The organism is Rhodococcus sp. NPDC019050 (assembly GCF_055664235.1).
The window spans coordinates 12,891-32,834 of record NZ_JBVOON010000011.1; the positions used below are offsets into that span (position 1 = coordinate 12,891).

The window sequence follows — 19,944 nt, forward strand, 5'->3', positions numbered from 1 at the left end:
TCCGGTATGCCCGAAGGGTTCGGAGATCAAACGCATTCCGCGCGCAGTCGGTAGATTGGCCAGAAGCATCGAAACCGACCCCCGGAGGTTCGTCGTGCGAATCGCTCACATCCCGCTCCGAGTCGCCACCGGCGCGTTCATCCTCAATTCGGGCCTGGGTAAACGGAATCTCCCCGCAGAGAATGCCGAAGCCTTGCAGGGTATGGCCGCCCAAGCGTTCCCGTTCGTCAAACAGTGGCGCCCGACAACCTTCGGCACGGCGCTGTCGACCGCCGAAATCGGGATCGGGGTGGCGCTGCTGGCGCCGATCGTCCCATCGTTCCTGGCAGGCGCAGCACTGACGGCGTTCGGCGGCGGAATGATGGCTATGTACTGGAACACCCCCGGCATGCACGAGGAAGGGGACCCGCGCCCCACCCAGGACGGCTTGGCACTCGCCAAGGACGTCTGGATGCTGGGCGGAGGGCTGACCCTGATGCTCGACGGGATCCGCAAGCGCTAGGCCCGGGACTCGCTGCTCCCGTCACGGTGGCGGCTGGTGCGACGACGGGAGGACAGCCATGACGGGTAGCGCCCACGCACCGCACCCGCCTCGCACGATCGCCGACGATGCGGTCGCTCTGGCGCGGCGGTGGGTGGAGGAGTCCGCCACGTCGGCCCCCGACCGTGCAGGACGCCAACTTGCCGGAGTATTGAGGGACCCGCACGGCCTCGACTTCACGGTGCGCTTCGTCGACGGGGTGATCAGGCCGGAGGACCCGGCGGTCGCCGCGCACAACCTCGCCGAACTTGCCCGCGACGTCCCGTCCTTCCTGCCGCGCCATCTGCGCCTCTCGATGCGGGCCGGCGGCGCCCTCGGTCCCGAATTCCCGGATCTGGTCGTTCCGGTCGCACGTCGCGCGCTCCGGGCGATGGTGGGGCATCTCCTCGTCGACGCGAGCGACGAGCGTCTCGGACGTGCGCTCGCGGCGATCCGCCGACGCCACGTGAAGCTGAACCTCAACCTGCTCGGTGAAGCGGTGCTGGGAGAGAAGGAAGCCGCACGCCGCTTCGAGGGCACGCGAAGGCTCCTCGCCCGCGACGACGTGGACTACGTCTCGATCAAGGTCTCCGCCACGGTCGCCCCGCACCCCGCATGGGCATTCGACGAGGCGGTCGCCGAGATCGTCGAAAGGCTCATGCCGCTGTATCGGCTCGCGGCGCGGTCGTCGACACCGAAGTTCGTCAACCTGGACATGGAGGAGTATCAGGACCTCGAACCGACCCTCGCCGCGTTCACGCGACTGCTGGATCTCCCCGAGTTCCTGCACCTGGAGGCAGGAATCGTCGTGCAGGCCTATCTTCCCGATGCGCTCGTGGCACTGATCCGGCTCGAGGAGTGGGCTGCCGAGCGGCGGGCCCGAGGTGGCGCTCCCGTCAAGGTGCGCGTGGTCAAAGGCGCGAACCTGCCGATGGAACGCGTCGAGGCGGCGCTGCGCGGTTGGCCGCTCGCGACGTGGAGCACCAAGCAGGAGACCGACACGAACTACAAACGGTTGCTCCACTACGCGTTCACCCCCGAGCGGATCGACAACGTCCGGATCGGTGTTGCCGGGCACAACCTCTTCGATATCGCCTACGCCTGGCTGCTGGCGGGCCGGCGCGGTGTCCGCCACGGTGTCGATTTCGAAATGCTGCTGGGGATGGCGCAGAACCAGGCCGATGTGGTGCGCCGCCACGTCGGCAGCCTGTTGCTCTACACACCGGTGGTCCACCCGGGAGAATTCGACGTCGCGCTCGCCTACCTGGTACGCAGACTCGAAGAGGGCGCCGGCCGCGACAACTACATGTCGGCGGCGTTCGACCTGCGCGAGGATCCGTCGCTCTTCGAGCGCGAGGCCCAGCGATTCCGGGACTCGGTCGCCGCGCTCGACGACGAGATCCCCTCTCCGAACCGGCGGCAGAATCGCAGCGACGTCCCGGATTCGGAGTCCGGACACGGCTTCGCGAACACTGCGGACACCGACCCGTCGTTGCCGCAGAACCTGGGCTGGGGTCGCGCGATCCTCGCGCGGGTTCCCCACTCCCCCTTGGGTTCCGATATCGTCCGCGCACACACAGTCCGATCGACCGACGAACTCGATCACATCGTCGCCACGGCGGCAGCGGCCGGACGCGACTGGGGCGCGCGCAGTGCCGCAGACAGAGCAGCGGTGCTCGAACGCGTGGCGGCGAACCTCGAGGCCCGCCGCGCCGACCTCCTGGAGATCATGGCGGCCGAGGGCGGCAAGACTCTCGACGAATCCGATCCGGAAGTATCCGAAGCGATCGACTTCGCCCGCTACTACGCCGGCCGCGCGCGCGACCTCGCGGTGATGGACGGAGCCCGCTTCGTGCCGTCGGCCCTCACCGTGGTCACGCCCCCGTGGAATTTCCCGGTGGCGATTCCGGCGGGGTCGACGCTGGCGGCCTTGGCGTCGGGCTCGGCGGTCGTGCTCAAACCCGCGGCGCTGACCGCGCGATGCGGTTCGGTCCTGGCCGAGGCACTGTGGGAGGCCGGGGTCCCGCACGACGTGCTCCGTCTCGTACACCTCGAGGAACGTTCCCTCGGCAAGCAGTTGATCTCCGATCCCCGGGTCGACCGGGTGGTGCTCACCGGCTCCTACGAAACCGCCGAGAAGTTCCGCTCGTTCCGTCCTGGACTGCGGCTGATGGCGGAGACGAGCGGGAAGAACGCCATCGTGGTGATGCCGAGCGCCGATCCCGACGCGGCGGTGCGCGACATCGTGCAGTCCGCGTTCGGCCACGCCGGGCAGAAGTGTTCGGCGGCGTCGCTGGTCGTGCTCGTCGGGTCGATGGCGTCGTCGCGGCGTTTCCGCAACCAACTCGTCGACGCGGTCACCTCGCTGAGGGTCGGCCCGGCGCACGACCCGCGCACCCGGATGGGACCGTTGATCGAACCCGCGCACGGGAAGTTGCTCGACGCCCTCACCACCCTGGACCCGGGTGAATCCTGGCTGGTCGAGCCACGGTGCCTCGACGACGAGGGCCGCCTGTGGACTCCGGGGGTGCGCGTCGGGGTGCAGCGCCGGTCGCGCACCCACATGGTCGAATTCTTCGGTCCGGTCCTGGGCATCATGACCGCGGCCGATCTCGACGAGGCTGTCGACATCCAGAACGAGGTCGAGTACGGACTCACGGCAGGTCTCCACTCCCTCGACACCGCCGAGATCGACCACTGGCTCGGCGGTGTCGAAGCCGGGAACGTGTACGTCGATCGTGGGATCACCGGCGCTGTCGTGCGCAGGCAACCGTTCGGCGGGTGGAAGAAGTCGTCGGTCGGTTCGGGTTTCAAGGCCGGCGGCCCCAATTACCTGTTCGGCTTCGGAACGTGGGAGCCGTTGCGGCGCACCGACGTCGGCAATAGTCCCCCGGATGCAGACACCGGCGAGATGTTCGAGCGTCTCCTCACCGCGGCGCGCGAATGGACCGGCACCGATTCGGAGATGTTGCGCCGGTCCTTCGCCGCGGACGCACACGCCTGGCGGACGGAATTCGGTGTCGCCGAGGATGTCAGCGGACTCGTCGTGGAACGGAACCTGTTCCGCTATCGGCCGACGCGGGTCTGCGTCCGCCTCGGCGAGGGCGGACGTCCCGTCGATCTGGTCAGGGTGCTCGGTGCTGCGGCACGCGCCGGTGCACAGGTGGACGTGTCCTCGGCTCTCGAGATTCCGCACGCCGTCCTGTCGGCGACGGAGGAAGTGGTCGGCACGTCCGCCATCGAAAGCGATGCGTCGTGGCTGGACGGGATCTCCTCGGCCGGCGCGATGCGTATCCGGATGATCGGCGGCGACGCACATGCCCTCGCGGAACGTCTCGGAGGCCGCTGCGACCTGCCGGTGTGGGATCATCCCGCGACCGAATCGGGACGCGTCGAAATGCTGCCCTTCCTGCTGGAACAGTCGATCTCCATCACCGCCCACCGGTTCGGTGCCCTCCACCACCTCACAGACGAGATCATCTGAGCTCGGCCCCATCCGTTTACCCCGAAGCCATGTGCAACGACTGGAACTGAGGTGCAATAGGACCATGGACATCGCCACGACATCCCCGACCGAACGCCGGAAATTGGCGTTGGCCGCCGTGAAGGAACTCGGTCCCAATCGGACGGAAAAGGCGGAACTGAAGGTCCGGTGCCCTGCCGGCCACACCATCGCCGCTGTGTACAAGACTTCCGAGGGACCGGTGATCGTGTCCAAGAGCGGTCCGGGTGGGCGTGGCAATCGCGATCGTGAGTCGACCGGTCACCACGGCGACAAGCTGAACTCCGAGTTCGTCGACACCCTCGAGGCGACACAATTCGAGGACGACGGCATCCCGTCCGGCTGCGCGTGCGGACCGAAAGGTCTGTCGCGCAAGAAGTTACAGGCTGCGTTCGAAGCACAGGAACACGTCGTCAATCTCACCTGACCGGTCACAACCGCAGGTTCAACCCGATCCCGAACAGATCGAGAACCTGGTCCGCCCACCCGAGCACGGACAGCGACGAGTCGAGATTCTGCGGAGGTGCCTGCACGAGGGTGTCGTTCCGGAGCAGGCGAACGAAATCCACCTCGACGCGACCGTCACGCAAAGCACCGTTCGGGTACCGGAACTCGACACCGGCACGCACCATGATGTCGATGATCTCCTGCGCCAGGATGCCGTATCCCACGGTCGTCGGGTGCACGCCGTCCAGGGAGAACAAACCACCTGCGGCGCGTCCGCCCTTCCCGTCGGCGGCGAGAAACCGGGTGTCCGGAACCGGACGCAATTCGGCCAGCACCGGCGGCAACGGGTACGGCGTCCACCAGTCCGGACGCGCGGCCTCGTCGTCGACGTATCGGCGGGCGGCCAGGCGGTCGAGAATCCCCGCGGTGTCGAGCAGATACCAGTCGAGACCGTCCCGGCGACCGTCGGCGACCGCCTGCGTGATCGTGATGTTGTAGAGGTCGATCGCGGTGTCGACAGCCTGTGCCTGCGCACCGGTGAGGTGCTCGTCGCGGGCGGGGTCGAAGTGGTCTTCGTCGATCCAGGGCCGGGTGTAGTACGGAAAGTACGGTGATCCCGATTTCGTGCCGATCCCACGGGCGATCGGGACGATGGTGACGTGCGGGACGGTACACAGAATCACGTGACGCGCCTCGACAGTGTGCAGTCGCGCAACGACTTCGGCGAACTCGGCGTCGAAGTGCTCGGGTGTCCAGATCGTGTAGGCGCGCGTACGTCCGGGTCCCCGGAAATCGTCACCGCTCCACACGACCCGCAGTTCGGTCGCGGTGCGTAAAGCATTGTTGGCTCCGAGAAACACCACGAGAGTCTCGATCCCGGCCTCGGTCCCGGCGTCGTGCTCGGTGCCGAGGGCACGCGCGGCGTCGAACAAGGTCTCGTGACGACGCTGCTCGTCCCAGTGCGGATACACCCGGAGGGCGGCACGCTCACCGTTGTTCTCGACGATCTGATCCACGAGATTGTCGCGTGGAGTCGCGAGGGCGGCCTCGCACTGCGCCGCCGTCCTCTCCAGCGCGTCGCGCAGGTCCCAGCCGTAGCAGGAGAGGTTGTGGATGTAGCCGGCCACCGTCGGCACCACGGACCCCGGCCCGCGTTCCCAGTAGTCCTCCACCTCGTCCATGAACCCGCGCACGGTGAACAACGCTGCCGGGAGTTCCCACAGGTCGAGACGCCGCCCGTATCGGTCTTCGAGGCGGTGCAGCAGCATCTCGATGTTGAGCGGAAGCCCGCCCGGCCCGCCGAAACGCGGGTACCGGAAGGACGACCGGACGCCGAGTTCGTAGGCGAGCACCGCGGGAACCGACACCTCCGTGCGGTAGACCGCACCGCTCTGGAAACCCTCGAGCAGCGAGTCACCGAGCGCAACGAGTCGGTGCGGGGGAACTCCACGGAAGCGCGATGTGTCGACGGCGATTCCGACGGTCGGATCGAATACCGGCACGCGCGGCGACGCTCCGGCCTGGTCCACAACGGATTTCGGCGTCCCTTCCGGAAGCGCACTCGGCGTGGACACAGGGTCACCCCCTCGGTGTGTCGTCCCGTCGAGCGTGTGCCTCGCGCGCGAGGTCTGTCAAGGGCGCGGGCGCGTCGGCGGTGCGCGAGAATATTGCGACGGGACGGACCATCGAGGCCCTCGGGCCCACCGACAGAGGAAGCAGGAGGGGCGGATGACCAGCGCCGACTTCGCCCACACCGACCGCGCCGAGAAGAATCGCCGAGAGAAGGCACTCGCGCTCGCGCGGTACACGTGGAACCGCGGCATCACCGGAGCGGAGTTGCTCGCGATGTCGGACGACGCGCGCAGGCGGCTGGCACGAGCCGCCGACCACCACCCGCCACGCACGATGGAGACGTGGGCTCTCGTGGCGCAGTTGCTGGACGAGAAAACGACCTGGGCCGAGCAGCACCCCGACCATCCCGCAGCGACCCGCACCCATTCCGACGAGAAGATCATGTGGGTCAAGCCGCCGGTCCGGTCCTGGCTCGAATAGACGCTCGCGGTGCGTCCGGCGCCCGCAGCTGGTAGAACTGCACTCCGTGGCCGAGAGTGCAATTTCTTCCGAGGGTGGTGCCCGGACCCGCCGTATGCAGCGCACCCGCGCCGCGCTGGTCGACCACGCCCGCATGCTCACGGCCCGACACGGGCTCGCCGGGTTCACCGTCGAGGAACTGTGCGAACACGTCGGGGTGTCCCGACGGACCTTCTTCAACTACTTCGCCTCGAAAGAGGACGCGGTCCTCGGCAGCCCGCCCGCAGCGCTCACCCCCGCCGACCGCGCCGAATTCGTGGCGGGAGGCGATGCCTCGAGTCCCGGTCCCTCGTCGACTCTGCTGCGCGATATCGCACGACTCGCGGCGACGCTGTTCGAACGCCACGAATTCACGCGGGAGCAACATCGCCTCCAGTGCGCGATCGTTCGCAGCGAACCCCAGTTGCTCGCGCGACTGATGTCGCTCGGCGAATCCCATCAACAGGACTTCGCCGAACTGATCGCCAGACGCGAGGGGCTGTCGTCCGACGATCCCTTCGTCCGGGTCACCGTGCGGATCGTCGCCGGTCTCGTCCGCGACGCCGTCGACGAGTACTTCCGCACGGTCCACAGCCCACCATTCGGCGACCTGCTCGAGCGCGACATCGCGTGCGCCCGGCAGTTGCTCAAACCTCGACCCGACCTCCACGACTCGACAGGAACACGGTGACCACCAGCGCAGAACCCTTGGTTCTCTCCCAACGCCGAATCTGGATCATCTTCTCGGCCCTGATCGCCGGCATGTTGCTCGCGAGCCTGGACCAGACGATCGTCTCCACCGCGATGCCCACCATCGTCGGCCAACTCGGCGGCGTCGAGCACCAGGCGTGGATCACCACCGCGTACCTGCTCGCCACCACGATCGTCATGCCGATCTACGGCAAATTCGGTGACGTCTTCGGCCGTCGATACCTGTTCATGATCGCCATCGGCATCTTCACGCTGGCGTCGGCGGGCTGCGCCTTCACCGACGATTTCTGGACCTTCGTGGTGTTCCGTGCCCTCCAGGGCGCCGGCGGCGGCGGGCTGATGATCCTGTCCCAGGCGATCATCGCGGACATCGTTCCGGCCAGCGAACGCGGCAAATACATGGGCCCGCTCGGCGCGATCTTCGGTCTGTCGGCCGTAGGCGGCCCGCTGCTCGGCGGCTTCTTCGTCGACCACCTGTCGTGGGAATGGTGCTTCTACATCAACATCCCCGTCGGCATCATCGCCCTGGTGATCTCGTGGTTCATGCTGACGCTGCCCACGAAGAAGCCCACCAAGCGGATCGACGTGGCCGGTGTGGTGACCCTGTCGATCGCGACGACCTGCCTGATCTTCTTCACCGATTTCGGTGGCGACGCCGACCGCGGCTGGAGCGACCCGATGACCTGGGCCTTCGGGGTGGGATTGCTCGTCGCGGTATGCCTGTTCGTGCTCGTCGAATCGCGTGCGCAGGATCCGATCATCCCGCTGTCGCTGTTCCGCAATTCGATCTTCGTCAACGCCACCGCGATCGGGTTCGTGCTCGGGCTCGGCATGTTCGCGGCGCTCGCATTCATGCCGACGTTCCTGCAGATGTCGTCGGGCACCTCCGCGGCGGTATCGGGTCTGCTGCTGCTGCCGATGATGGCCGGTCTCATGATCACCGCGATCGGCTCCGGCCTCGCGATCACCAAGACGCAGCGCTACAAGATGTATCCGATCGCCGGTGCCACGATCACCGCGCTCGCGATGCTGTGGCTGACCACCCTGCAGGGCAACACGCCGCTGTGGCTGATCTGCTCGATGCTGTTCGTCTTCGGTCTCGGCCTCGGTTTGATCATGCAGGTGGTGATCCTGGTCGTACAGAATGCCGTGCCCGTCGACGAGATCGGCACCGCGACGAGTTCGAACAACTACTTCCGCGAGGTCGGTGCCGCGCTGGGCGTGGCCATCTTCGGCACGATCTTCACCAACCAGCTCTCCGTGAAACTCACCGACGTGTTCACCGCCGCGGGTGCCGATCCGGAGCAGGCCGGGCAGGCCACCGCGAGCCTCGATCCCGCGATCCTGAAGACGCTGCCCGACGAGGTCCAGCAGGGCGTCGTCGACGCGTACGCCGACTCGCTTGCACCCGTGTTCTGGTACCTCATCCCGTTCCTCGTGGTCGCCATCGTCCTGGCCTGCTTCTTGAAGGAGATCCCGCTCTCCGACGAGGCAGGCATGGTCGCGCGCGGCGAGGCGATCAGCGCGAAGGATGCGGATGCGCGCGTCGCACCCCTGGACGGCTCCACCGAAGACCACGCCGGGCACGACACGGTCGTGGTAACCGGTGATCGGACGGAACCGCCGGGATCCCGGAACGCGTAGCCACCGGTTCCACGCGCTGCGGGGATCGAGGTCTCCGGAGCGCGGGGAACCGCGCGTGATCGAATGGACGCGACAGGCACGTCGAGGGGACGGCCGGGCAACGGGAGGCGGCACATGGGTCGGATCATCACACCGGTCCGCGTCAAAGACGTCACGATCGGCGAAGGCGCACCCAAGATCATCGTGTCCGTCACGGGCCGCACCCCCGACGAACTGCGCGCGCAGGTCGACGCACTGTCGGGTCGCCCGGTGGACATCGTGGAGTGGCGAGTCGACTTCCTGGCCGCGCTCGACGACACACCCGGGGTGACAGATCAGGCTCGCGCCCTCGCCGCCCACCTCTGCGGCAGGCCGTTGCTCGCGACGTGCCGCACGTCCGAGGAGGGCGGACAGGCAAGGATCGACGACGACGCCTACGCCGATCTCGTCGTAACCCTGGCCGAGTGCGGCGCCGTGGATCTGGTCGACGTCGAATACCGTCGCGGCGGCAGCGCGGTCGAAAGGATCATCGCGGCGGCCCACCTCCGGAACATCGCGGTAGTGGCGTCCAACCACGATTTCGACGCCACGCCCCCGAAGGAAGAGATCGTCGCGCGGTTGCGCGCGATGCAGGTCCTCGGAGCGGACGTCTGCAAGATCGCCGTGATGCCGCAGTCGGCCGCGGATGTACTCACACTGCTCGACGCGACACGCATCATGCACGAGGACCACGCGGAACGGCCGCTGATCACGATGTCGATGGGCGGACTCGGTGTGATCTCGCGAATCGCCGGGCAGGTCTTCGGTTCCGCCGCGACCTTCGGCATGGTGGGGGCGGCGTCCGCGCCCGGACAGGTCGACGCGTCGGAACTGCGAACGCTGCTCGACGTTCTCGCACGGTCGCAGTAGTCCGCCGTCCGGCGCCCTACATATCGGCGTCCGCGTCGTCCCACAGCTTCATCTGGGTCGTGAGAATCTGCTCAGCGGCCCCGAGACCGGCGAGGTGGCTCTCCCCCGGCAGATGATGGAACTCCGCGTCGGGAAGTAGGCGCACCATGTGCAGGCCGTGCTCGAACGGAATGATGTGGTCGCTGTCGCCGTGCCACCATCGCACCGGGACCCTCACGTCGGCCACGCGGAAACCCCAGTCGCGGGTGAAGACCACGATGTCGGCGAACGGCGCGGCGATGCGACGGCGACTGCCGTTGAGCAGGTCGTCGAGGAACATCGCCTTGAACTCCGGGCGAGCCAGCAGGCGCCGGTCGGCCTCCGGGGAGAGCCTCCCGTAGAGGTCGATGATCGGCGACGCGAAAGGCCGCACCACGCGGATACCTGCACTCAGCGCCGTACCGATCGGCACACCCGCCACCTGCAGGACCGGCGCCGCGAACGTTCCCAGTTTCATCAGGGGACTGCTGATCGCCTCGGGGCCGACGACGGGCGCGACACCGCCGAGCACCGCAGCCGCCACCACGCGGTCCGGCATCGCGTACGCGGCGGCCAACGTGAACGGGCCGCCCCCGGACAGCCCGACGACCGCCATCCGGTCGACGCCCAGGGTGTCGGCGACGATTTCCAGATCGTCGCTGAACGCGAGGACATTCTCGTACACGTGCGGGGTCGACGAACCGATACCCGGCCGGTCGATCCCGATGAGCCGAATGTTCTCGCGTAGGGCGAAGGCTCTCGCTTCGACGGGGATCTGGCGCCGGGCGCCCGGGGTGCCGTGCAGCCAGAACACCGCTCGTCCCTGCGCCGATCCGAATTCGGCGAAACCGAGGCGGCGGCCGTTTCCGACCGCGACCGTACCTTCGAGCTTCGGTCTTTCGACATCCATAGCGCCAGCATCGCATGTGTCGCCGGTCACGTACATCTCCGTTCCGGACGAGTTCGGGATGGGTATTCGCCGGACCCGGCGGCCCGGACGGTGGTCTGATGGAGGCGTCACCCCACGAAGGGAGCAATCCATGACCGACGCCTCGACTTCGGACCGCGTCGCGGTCGTCACCGGCGCGTCGTCCGGCATCGGCGCCGCGACCGCACGTGCCCTCGCGACCGCCGGTTTTCGTGTCGCTCTCCTGGCACGTCGCCTCAACCGGATCGAAGCACTCGCGGCAGACCTCGGCGGTGGCGTCATCCCGATCCGGGCGGATGTGACGGACCGCGATTCCGTCCTCGCCGCCGCACAGCGGGTGCGCGACGAGTTCGGCGGCACCGATGTGCTTGTCAACAACGCCGGAGTGATGCTGCTGGGGCCGTTCTCGGCGAAGCTCCACTCCGACTACCGCGCGATGATCGAGGTGAACCTGCTCGGCGCCATCACCGTCACAGAAGTCTTCCTCGATCAACTGCGGGACGGCGGAGGGGACCTCGTCAACATCTCCTCGGTGGCCGGACGCACCGCGCATCCGAACAACGGCGTGTACGCCGCGACGAAATGGGGACTCAACGGCTGGTCCGAATCGCTCCGCCAGGAACTGCACCCCGATGTGCGCGTCACACTGATCGAGCCCGGCACCGTCGACACCGAACTGCCCAGCCACATCACCGACAACGCGACGCGCCAGGCGGTGCAGGCAGGCTACGACACCGCCTCGGTCGAGCCGCACGAGATCGCGGACGTCATCCTCTTCGCGCTGACGCGGCCCCGGCACCTCACCATCAACGAGATCCTTCTGCGCCCGTCCGACCAGCCCGGGTGAGCACCCTCCGGCGTAACCCCGCTCGAGCCTTCCTTGCTTGATGTGACCGGGATTACAGTAATCTGACTACAGACAGAGTCAGATTCCGACGGACGGAGATGTGTCCCCGTGACGAAGATGCTCGCACCCCCGCCACCCGGCCTGGAACCCGTCCCCGGCGACGCCGGTCTGCCCTACATCGGATACGCCCTGGACTACATGCGAGATCCGATCAAGGCCTACGACAAGCGCTTCCAGGAACACGGCCCGGTGTCGTGGTTCCGGTTCGCAGGCCGGCCCTGGGTGGTGCTCATCGGACCGGACGCCGTGGGCGCGGCACTCCAGAATCGTGATCGCGCCCTGCTGAGCGGCCCCGGATGGCGCGCGCTGATCGGGCCGTTCTTCGACCGCGGCCTGATGCTGATGGACGGCGAGGAGCACACCGCACACCGCCGGATCATGGCCCAGGCATTCACCCGCAACCGTCTCGCGCTCTACACCGACGCGATGCACCCGTCGATCGAGCGGACCCTCGACACCTGGGTGCCGAAGGCCGGCTTCCGCGCCTACCCCGCGATCAAGGAACTCACCTTGAGCCTGGCCACCGAAATCTTCATGGGCGGCGCCGAGGGGTCGTCGGCCCAGGAGATGCGCGAGGTCAACCGCGCCTTCATCGGATGCGTGCAGGCGGCGACGGCAATCATCCGTTACCCCCTGCCGGGCACGCGGTGGCGCAGGGGAATCCAGGGCCGCAAGCGGCTCGAGGCGTTCTTCCGCCGATACCTGCCCGCACGACGCGCGACAGAGGGCAACGACATCTTCTCCGTCTTCTGCCACGTGGAATCCGAAGACGGAGAACGGTTCTCGGACGACGATGTCGTCAACCACATGATCTTCCTGATGATGGCGGCACACGACACCTCGACCATCACATTGTCGACCGCGATGCAATATCTCGGGCAGTTCCCCGAGTGGCAGCAGCGGTGCCGCGCAGAATCCGAAGCGCTCGGGACTCCGACGCCCGGTTTCTCGCAACTCGACGAACTCTCCTCACTCGACCTGGTCATCAAGGAATGCCAGCGTCTGGTCACGCCCGTCCCCGGCGTGGTGCGCCGGGCAGGGACCGACACGGAGATCCTCGGGCATTTCATCCCCAAGGGCACGCTCGTCAACGTCGGCGTGCACTACAGCCACCACATGGCCGAGTTGTGGCCGGATCCCGAGCGTTTCGACCCCGAGCGCTTCTCCCCCGAACGGCGGGAGGACCGCGTGCATCCACACGCGTGGACGCCGTTCGGCGGCGGGGTGCACCGCTGTCTCGGCCAGCACTTCTCCGGCGCGGAGATCAAGACCGTGCTCCACCACCTGCTGCTCCGGTACGAGTGGGACGTACCGGCCGACTACGTCGCGCCGATGAACTTCACGTCACTGCCGTACCCGGACGACGGTGGACCGATCGACCTCCGAGCCCGGTAACGGCCGACGGGAAATCGAGCCACCGCCTGTGCGAGTCGGGATCACCCATCCGACGTCGCGAAGTTTCCGCGAATGACATTCGCGGGATCCCGTTCCGCCTTGAGTCGACGCAGCCGCTGTAGGGACGGGGAACTCAGCGCGGCGGAGAGCTTCTCGGACGGATTCAGGAATGTGATCGGTTTGCGACCACTGACAGGCAGTGAGTGCGCCAGCGCCGCTTGCTTCGACACGATGGCATCTCCGACCGCGTCGGTCGACGGCACCCCGAACATGTATGCGGCGTACGGCTCCGTGAGTGCCCCGTGGGGGGAGTCGCTGGGGCGTGCCAGCGCTCCTCCGAGGTGTCGGAGTTGCACGGTCAGGAGAGGAGAGATCGGTTCGTCGATCAAGGAAGCGAACACGTCGTCGTCGAATGCGGTGAGGAGTTCACCGCGTGCCCGCCCGGGACTCGGGGCGGTCGGCTCCGCCGTGATCGTTCCCAGATCCCCGGCGCTCATCGGCGAACGGGTGTCCACAATCGGCGCGGGTAAGCGGTCGACCTCTGTCATGAGCCGGCGGGCGTCGGTTTCACTCCCCAGGAACGTCACGTCGATGGCGACCATCGGATCGGCTCCGGGAAAGTTCAGCACCTCGAACCAGAGCGTGAGTGCGTCCGGTGCAGTCTCCGTCATCGATCGGTAGACCTCGGCCACTTGTCGTGCCGAAGCGGCCGACCACAGTTGCCGTCCACCGAAAACCCGGGGCGCAGAATGCAACTGCAATTCCATCGCGGTGACGATGACAAGGTCGCCTCCGCCTCCTCGCAACGCCCAGAACAGTTCCGGGTCGGTTTCGGGAGTGACATGTTGTCTCGTGCCGTCTGCCGCGACGATCTCGAAGGCGAGAACGCTGTCGGCCATCCATCCGAACGAGCGTCCGAACCAGCTCAGACCACCCCCGAGTGCCGCCCCGGTCACTGTGACGACGGGAGAACTTCCCGGTAGCGCCGTCAGTCCGTGCGCAGCGGCGGCGCGCTGAAGATCACCGGCACGTACACCTGCTCCGACCCTCGCCGTCCTCCGCGCCGGATCGATATCGATGGATTCCAGTCGAGTCGTGCGCAACAGGACGGAACCGCGAGCCCGACCGGTCGCGCCGTGACCGCTGGGTTGCACCGCGATGGACAAGCCCTGTGACTGCGCATATCTCACGAGTGCGACGATGTCGTCGGCATCGGCCGCCTCCACCACCGCACAGACGTCCTGCTCGACGGCGAGATTCCAGGGACGTCGCGCCGGTTCGAAGCCTGAATCGACCGGAAGGTGAACCCGGCCCCGAACACTTGCCCTCAACTTTCCGACGGTCGCAGCCCGCAGGATACTCATGGTGACTCCTCGCTCGATGTCGTAGATTCGAGGCAGGATCGGGGTGTCCGCCTCACTATCGAGTCGAGCGTGACGATCGAAACGTGACGAGCAGCCCCTGAGGAGCCCCCATGGGACGGGATCGGTCGGCACCGACTCTGGACGGGTTGGCAGCGCAATTCGTCGTACAACGACCCAAGCTGCATGCGATCGCCCAGCGGACGTGCGGCTCTCCGTGGAACGCGGACGATGCCGTCCAAGAGGCGTGGTTACGCCTCCAGCAAGCCGATATCGGGAGTATCCGGAACCTCGAGGCATGGCTTACGACGGTCGTCTCCCGGGTGTGCATCGACATGATTCGACGGCGCGCCACGTGGCGGGAAGAACTGGGTCACGACCTCTCGGGCGAAGCCGGATCAGGGACCGGCGCCCCTGCGGAGCGCGAGCCCCCAAGCGCCGTACTGTTGTCCGAAGACCTCGCCTTGGCTGTACACGTCGTGCTGGACACACTCGGCCCCCTCGAGCGGCTGGCCCTGGTTCTGCACGACGTCTTTGCGCTGTCGTACGACGACATCGCACCTATCGTCGAACGCACCCCTGCAACTACCCGCCAGCTCGCGTCCCGTGCACGAGCGCGTGTCCGCACGGTCGACGTGGACAGTGTTCGGGAGAAGCGAGAATCGGCGATCGCCGCATTTCTCGACGCGGCGCGTAACGGAGAGTTCGGGGCACTCCTGCAACTCCTCGACTCCGACATCGAACTACGCAGCGACGACACGGCAGTAGACCTGGCAGCCGAAGGCGCCGATCACGGCGCACCGCTCCTCGGTCGCAGCATCTCGGGGGCAGACGCCGTAGCGAGAGCGTTCGCCGGGCGAGCCGAACTCGCAACGCCGATCCACATCGGCGGAGTCCCCGGGGCCGCTTACGTCTCGGACGGCGTCGTGCACGCCCTCTACCTGTTCGAGTTCCGTGCCGACGCGATCCATCGAGTGAGCGTCATCGCCGATCCCGCACGGTTGACCGGACTCCTGGTCGACGGCCCCCGGTAAACCTGCAGGCCGGGACGGAGCGTTATCTGCTGGCGAATTCTCCAGGCCCCTGACGGTTTCTCAACACGCCGAGAGAACGCGGGCCATGGCGTCGCGCTCTTCCGGGGTGACCCACAGCCGGTACTCGATCTTCACCTCGACCTGCCGCGACACGTAGTCGCAGTGATAGCCGACGTTGGGCGGCAGCCACTCGGAGGCGTCGGAGTCGCCCTTGGCCTGGTTGGTCCGCCCGTCGACCGCCTGCAGGTTGCGCGGATCGTTGGCCAGGTTGCGGCGCGCCTGATCGTCGAGGTGGCGGGCACCTTTCTTCCACGCATCCGACAACGCCACGATGTGGTCGATCTGCACCGCGGTGGACGTGTCGCTGCCACGCCGGAAGAAGATCTCCAGGTTGGTGTACGTGTCCCGGAGTGTGCCCGTCCGCACGGTGCAGTCCTTCGTCGCGGGTTCGAGCGAGATGTCGACGAGGTCGCGCTTGAGAATGTCGTTGCGGGTGTCGCAGCCGTTGCGGCCGAAACCGACGGTGACATTGTCGGTCCAGGCCGGCCCGAAGAGGTCACGGCTGTAACCGTCCTGGGGATCGGGCGGGCGCACCGGCAGCGCCGAGAGTGCCGCGAGGGCAGCCGAAGGGTTGCCTCCCGTGACAACCCCCGGCTGCTCCGCAGCCCCCGACTCGTCGGTGACGACGGGTTCGAGGACGACGACCGCGATCGAGACCGCGATGAAGCACAGAATCCACAGCCATCGAGGAATCGACGGCTTTGCTGCAGCGGCCATGTACTACTGCGCCAGCGGAGGCATCTTCACAATCTGGCCGGCATAGGACAGACCGGCACCGAACGCGAGCAGAAGGGCCGTGCCGCCCGGCTGAACCTGGCCGGTGCGCAGCATCTTCTCCATGGCGAGCGGGATGGACGCGGCCGAGGTGTTGCCGGTCTCGATGATGTCGTCGGCCACCGGCACGCTCTCGGGAAGCTCGAGCTGCTTGACGATGACGTCGTTGATGCGCAGGTTCGCCTGGTGCGGGACGAACGCGTCGAGATCGCTGAGAGCGACCCCGGACCTCTCCGCGATCTGGCGGGCGTACTTGCTCATCTCGAAGGCCGCCCAGCGGAAGACCGCGGTGCCTTCCATGATGATCCACGGGCGCTTCTGCTGCGGGTTCTGGGCGAAGTCCACCCAGTCGGGCTCCTGGCGGATGGCGTTGCCCTGGGAGCCGTCGGATCCCCACACCGTCGGGCCCACGCCGACCTCGTCGGAGGCACCGACGACCACAGCACCGGCGCCGTCACCGAAGATGAATCGCACGGAGCGGTCGGTGGGCTCGGTGGCGTCGCTCATGCGCTCGACGCCGACGACGAGCACCTTCTCCGCCGTACCGGCGCGGACGAGGTCGGATGCGACGCCCAGCGCGTAGCAGAAGCCTGCGCAGCCGGCCTGCAGGTCGAGGGCCGAGGCACCGCCGGTGCCGAGGCGGTCGGCGACGAGCGCGGCGGCCTGCGGCGTCTGAAAGCCGTAGGTGGACGTCGCGATGATCACGGTGTCGATCTGGGCGCCGGTCAGTCCGGCGGCGTCGAGCGCCTTCTCGGAAGCACTGACGGACATGTCGACGATCGTCTCTTCGGGGTGGGGCTTGGCGAAGCGGCGCTCCTTGATACCGGAACGCGACTGGATCCACTCGTCGCTCGAATCGATCTGCTCACAGATCTCCGCATTGGTGACGACCCGTTCGGGCCTGTGCACACCCAACCCGAGAAGTGCGCTGTTCCTCAGCGTCGCGGGGACGGCGATCTGTGCACCCATCAGGCGAACTCCTCCTCCTCGGGCACTGCTCATCAGTGCGCCGCATCGAGACACGGTAGCGCGGGTTACGGAAATGTCACAGCAGGGGGTCCATGCAGGCCACACCACGTGGGTCACCCCGTCGTCGGGTCAGGTCGAGGCGGTGCCCGCTACCGTGCCCGGTATGGACGCAGAGGACTGGGACGAGCGGTATGCGGCGTCGGAACTGGTGTGGGGTGCCCCGCCCAATCCGGTGGTGGTGGAGTTCGCGGCATCGCTGCCACACGGCCGCGCTCTCGACCTCGGTTGCGGGGAGGGGCGTCACTCGTTGTGGCTCGCGACGCGCGGCTGGGAGGTAGTGGGCACCGATTTCTCGGAGGTCGCTTTGGACAAGGCCCGGCGGATTTCGGCGCAGGCACCGAAGAGATCTCGCGACCGGCTCGAATACCGGCTTTCGGATGTGACTTCAGACACATTCGATGGGGATTATGACTTGATCCTCTCGATATTCCTCCACTTCCCTCCGGCGGAACGCAAAGCCCTCGTCGACAAGATGATCAATTCCCTGAAACCTGACGGAATCCTCATATTTCTCGGGCACGACCGAGCAAATCTCCTGCACGGTACCGGCGGACCTCGAGATCCCGAAATCCTTTACACCCCAACAGATATCGTCTCAGATATCGACGGGCGACTCGTTATCGACATTGCCGAACACAGGCACCGGGAAACGGAATCGGGAACCGCGGTGGATGCGTTGGTAGTAGCACGCAAACTCGGTCTTGGAAGTTAGTTGCCCGGCGAGTAACATAGAGATGTTACCGACGAGTAATAACTTGGGCGGTACTTGATTCAGCTGGACCGCACCACACCCCCGGGAGACATCAGACATGGGCCATTACAAGAGCAACCTCCGCGACCTCGAGTTCAATCTCTTCGAGTTCCTGCAGATTCAGAAGGTCCTCGAAACCGGCGCGTTCGGCGACCTCGACGAGGAAACCTCGCGCGGCATCCTTTCCGAGGTCAAGGCACTTGCCGAAGGCCCCGCTGCCGAGGCCTTCGCAGAAACCGACCGCACTCCTCCGGTGTTCGACCCGGAGACCCACTCGGTGTCCATCCCCGAGGGCTTCAAGAAGGCGTTCCGGGCGTGGTGGGATGCCGGCTACTGGTCCATGGGAATCCCCGAGGAACTCGGCGGCACCGAATCGCCGCGCGCGCTCCTGTGGGCGGTCAACGAGATGATGCTCGGCGCACAGCCCGCCGCGTTCATGTACGCAGCCGGCCCCGCCTTCGCCGGGGTGCTGTTCGACAACGGCACCGACGAGCAGAAGAAGTGGGCGGCCACCTGCGTCGAGCGCGGCTGGGGCGCCACGATGGTCCTCACCGAGCCCGACGCCGGATCCGACGTCGGCGCGGGCCGCACGAAGGCGATCAAGCAGGACGACGGCTCGTGGCACATCGAGGGTGTCAAGCGCTTCATCACGTCCGCCGACTCGGACGACCTGTTCGAGAACATCTTCCACCTCGTTCTCGCGCGCCCCGAGGGTGCCGGCCCCGGCACCAAGGGCCTGTCGCTGTTCTTCGTCCCGAAGTTCCACTTCGACTTCGAGAAGGGCGAGATGGGCGACCGCAACGGCGTGTTCGTCACCAACGTCGAGCACAAGATGGGTCTGAAGGCTTCCGCGACCTGCGAGCTCACCTTCGGTGGCCACGGCGTCCCGGCCAAGGGCTGGCTCGTCGGTGAGGTCCACAACGGCATCGCGCAGATGTTCGACGTCATCGAGCACGCTCGCATGATGGTCGGCACCAAGGCCATCGCCACCCTCTCGACCGGCTACCAGAACGCGCTGGCCTACGCCAAGGACCGCATCCAGGGCGCCGACCTGACCCAGATGTCCGACAAGACCGCCCCGCGCGTGTCGATCCTGCACCACCCGGACGTGCGTCGTTCGCTCGCGATGCAGAAGGCGTACTCGGAGGGCCTGCGCGCCGTCTACCTGTACACGGCCGCCCACCAGGACGACGCTGTCGCCGAGCAGGTCTCGGGCGCCGACGCCGGTCTCGCCCATCGCATCAACGACCTGCTCCTTCCGGTCGTCAAGGGCTGCGGTTCCGAGCGGGCCTACGAGTACCTGACCGACTCGCTGCAGACCTTCGGTGGCTCGGGCTTCCTCCAGGACTACCCGATCGAGCAGTACATCCGCGACGCGAAGATCGACTCGCTGTACGAGGGCACCACCGCCATCCAGGCGCAGGACTTCTTCTTCCGCAAGATCGCCCGTGACCGCGGTGTCGCCCTGGCTCACGTGGCCGGACAGGTCAAGAAGTTCCTCGAGCGTGAGAACGGCGACGACCGTCTCAAGGCGGAGCGCGCACTGCTCGCCACCGCGCTCGACGACACGCAGGCCATGGTCGCGACGCTCACCCAGTTCCTCATGGGCGCGCAGGAGCAGCCGACCGAGCTGTACAAGGTCGGCCTCGGCTCGGTTCGCTTCCTCGAGTCGTTCGGCGACCTGATGATCGGCTGGCTGCTGCTCGAGCACGCCGAGATCGCGCTCAACGCGCTCGACGCCGGTGCGGACGTCAAGGACAAGGCCTTCTACGAGGGCAAGGTTGCCGCAGCGTCGTTCTTCGCCAAGAACGTTCTGCCGCAGCTGACCACGTCGCGCAACGTCATCGCCAATGTCGATCTCGACATCATGGAGCTCGACGAAGCTGCATTCTGATCCTCGCGTAA

At 66.8% G+C, this 19,944-nt stretch carries 17 protein-coding genes; 12 read left to right on the forward strand and 5 right to left on the reverse strand.

Annotated features, from left to right (window positions below; all coding sequences use genetic code 11):
* Positions 1–94: 94 nt before the first annotated feature.
* From AC0B44_RS12970 to AC0B44_RS12980, 3 genes are all read left to right on the forward strand, one after another.
* Positions 95–502 carry a hypothetical protein gene (locus AC0B44_RS12970; RefSeq protein WP_471903267.1) on the forward strand — a complete coding sequence of 136 codons (408 nt, stop codon included), beginning with the start codon at positions 95–97 and terminating at the stop codon, positions 500–502.
* 58 nt (positions 503–560) lie between these two features.
* Positions 561–4,004, forward strand: a complete 3,444-nt coding sequence (locus tag AC0B44_RS12975; protein WP_471903268.1) for a bifunctional proline dehydrogenase/L-glutamate gamma-semialdehyde dehydrogenase — start codon at positions 561–563, stop codon at positions 4,002–4,004.
* Between the two features lie 64 nt (positions 4,005–4,068).
* A complete protein-coding gene (locus AC0B44_RS12980) occupies positions 4,069–4,449 on the forward strand; it encodes a hypothetical protein (protein WP_471903269.1) in 381 nt (126 codons plus the stop codon).
* A gap of 4 nt (positions 4,450–4,453) precedes the next feature.
* Here the strand turns inward: AC0B44_RS12980 and AC0B44_RS12985 are convergent, their stop codons facing one another.
* Positions 4,454–6,043 carry a hypothetical protein gene (locus AC0B44_RS12985; RefSeq protein WP_471903270.1) on the reverse strand — a complete coding sequence of 530 codons (1,590 nt, stop codon included), beginning with the start codon at positions 6,041–6,043 and terminating at the stop codon, positions 4,454–4,456.
* A gap of 154 nt (positions 6,044–6,197) precedes the next feature.
* Here AC0B44_RS12985 and AC0B44_RS12990 point away from each other — a divergent pair, with 154 nt between their 5' ends.
* The 4 genes from AC0B44_RS12990 (at position 6,198) to aroD (ending at position 9,782) form a co-directional block, all read left to right on the forward strand.
* Positions 6,198–6,521 (forward strand): hypothetical protein, encoded by a 324-nt coding sequence (locus AC0B44_RS12990; RefSeq protein ID WP_471903271.1) that lies wholly within the window; start codon positions 6,198–6,200, stop codon positions 6,519–6,521.
* Positions 6,522–6,615: 94 nt separating this feature from the next.
* Positions 6,616–7,230 (forward strand): TetR/AcrR family transcriptional regulator, encoded by a 615-nt coding sequence (locus AC0B44_RS12995; RefSeq protein WP_471903272.1) that lies wholly within the window; start codon positions 6,616–6,618, stop codon positions 7,228–7,230.
* Positions 7,227–8,894, forward strand: coding sequence for an MDR family MFS transporter (locus AC0B44_RS13000; protein ID WP_471903273.1), 1,668 nt, complete (start codon positions 7,227–7,229; stop codon positions 8,892–8,894). The genes AC0B44_RS12995 and AC0B44_RS13000 overlap by 4 nt, the downstream gene beginning before the upstream one ends.
* 114 nt (positions 8,895–9,008) lie before the next feature.
* Positions 9,009–9,782: a type I 3-dehydroquinate dehydratase gene (gene aroD / locus AC0B44_RS13005; RefSeq protein ID WP_471903274.1), complete on the forward strand. Its 774-nt coding sequence runs from the start codon at positions 9,009–9,011 to the stop codon at positions 9,780–9,782.
* Positions 9,783–9,798: 16 nt separating this feature from the next.
* Here aroD and AC0B44_RS13010 read toward each other — a convergent pair whose 3' ends face one another.
* Complete coding sequence (locus tag AC0B44_RS13010) at positions 9,799–10,710, reverse strand: alpha/beta fold hydrolase (protein ID WP_471903275.1); 912 nt, start codon at positions 10,708–10,710, stop codon at positions 9,799–9,801.
* Between the two features lie 130 nt (positions 10,711–10,840).
* Here AC0B44_RS13010 and AC0B44_RS13015 point away from each other — a divergent pair, with 130 nt between their 5' ends.
* Together AC0B44_RS13015 and AC0B44_RS13020 are read left to right on the forward strand one after the other, a co-directional pair.
* Entirely contained in the window at positions 10,841–11,575 is a 735-nt protein-coding gene (locus AC0B44_RS13015) for an SDR family oxidoreductase (RefSeq protein WP_471903276.1), read from the forward strand.
* A gap of 108 nt (positions 11,576–11,683) precedes the next feature.
* Complete coding sequence (locus tag AC0B44_RS13020) at positions 11,684–13,030, forward strand: cytochrome P450 (protein ID WP_471903277.1); 1,347 nt, start codon at positions 11,684–11,686, stop codon at positions 13,028–13,030.
* 41 nt (positions 13,031–13,071) lie between these two features.
* Here the strand turns inward: AC0B44_RS13020 and AC0B44_RS13025 are convergent, their stop codons facing one another.
* Entirely contained in the window at positions 13,072–14,394 is a 1,323-nt protein-coding gene (locus tag AC0B44_RS13025; RefSeq protein WP_471903278.1) for an FAD-binding oxidoreductase, read from the reverse strand.
* A gap of 110 nt (positions 14,395–14,504) precedes the next feature.
* Here AC0B44_RS13025 and AC0B44_RS13030 point away from each other — a divergent pair, with 110 nt between their 5' ends.
* Positions 14,505–15,425 carry a sigma-70 family RNA polymerase sigma factor gene (locus tag AC0B44_RS13030; protein ID WP_471903279.1) on the forward strand — a complete coding sequence of 307 codons (921 nt, stop codon included), beginning with the start codon at positions 14,505–14,507 and terminating at the stop codon, positions 15,423–15,425.
* Positions 15,426–15,485: 60 nt separating this feature from the next.
* Here the strand turns inward: AC0B44_RS13030 and AC0B44_RS13035 are convergent, their stop codons facing one another.
* Both AC0B44_RS13035 and AC0B44_RS13040 read right to left on the reverse strand, forming a co-directional pair.
* Complete coding sequence (locus AC0B44_RS13035) at positions 15,486–16,202, reverse strand: HNH endonuclease family protein (RefSeq protein WP_471903280.1); 717 nt, start codon at positions 16,200–16,202, stop codon at positions 15,486–15,488.
* Positions 16,203–16,205: 3 nt separating this feature from the next.
* Positions 16,206–17,228 carry a beta-ketoacyl-ACP synthase III gene (locus tag AC0B44_RS13040; RefSeq protein ID WP_471903281.1) on the reverse strand — a complete coding sequence of 341 codons (1,023 nt, stop codon included), beginning with the start codon at positions 17,226–17,228 and terminating at the stop codon, positions 16,206–16,208.
* A 163-nt stretch (positions 17,229–17,391) separates the two neighbouring features.
* On the opposite strand from AC0B44_RS13040, the gene AC0B44_RS13045 reads away from it, so the two are divergent.
* Entirely contained in the window at positions 17,392–18,000 is a 609-nt protein-coding gene (locus tag AC0B44_RS13045; protein ID WP_471903282.1) for an SAM-dependent methyltransferase, read from the forward strand.
* 97 nt (positions 18,001–18,097) lie between these two features.
* On the forward strand, positions 18,098–19,933 hold the full coding sequence (locus AC0B44_RS13050) for an acyl-CoA dehydrogenase (RefSeq protein ID WP_471903283.1): 1,836 nt from the start codon (positions 18,098–18,100) through the stop codon (positions 19,931–19,933).
* The last annotated feature ends 11 nt before the right edge of the window (positions 19,934–19,944 follow it).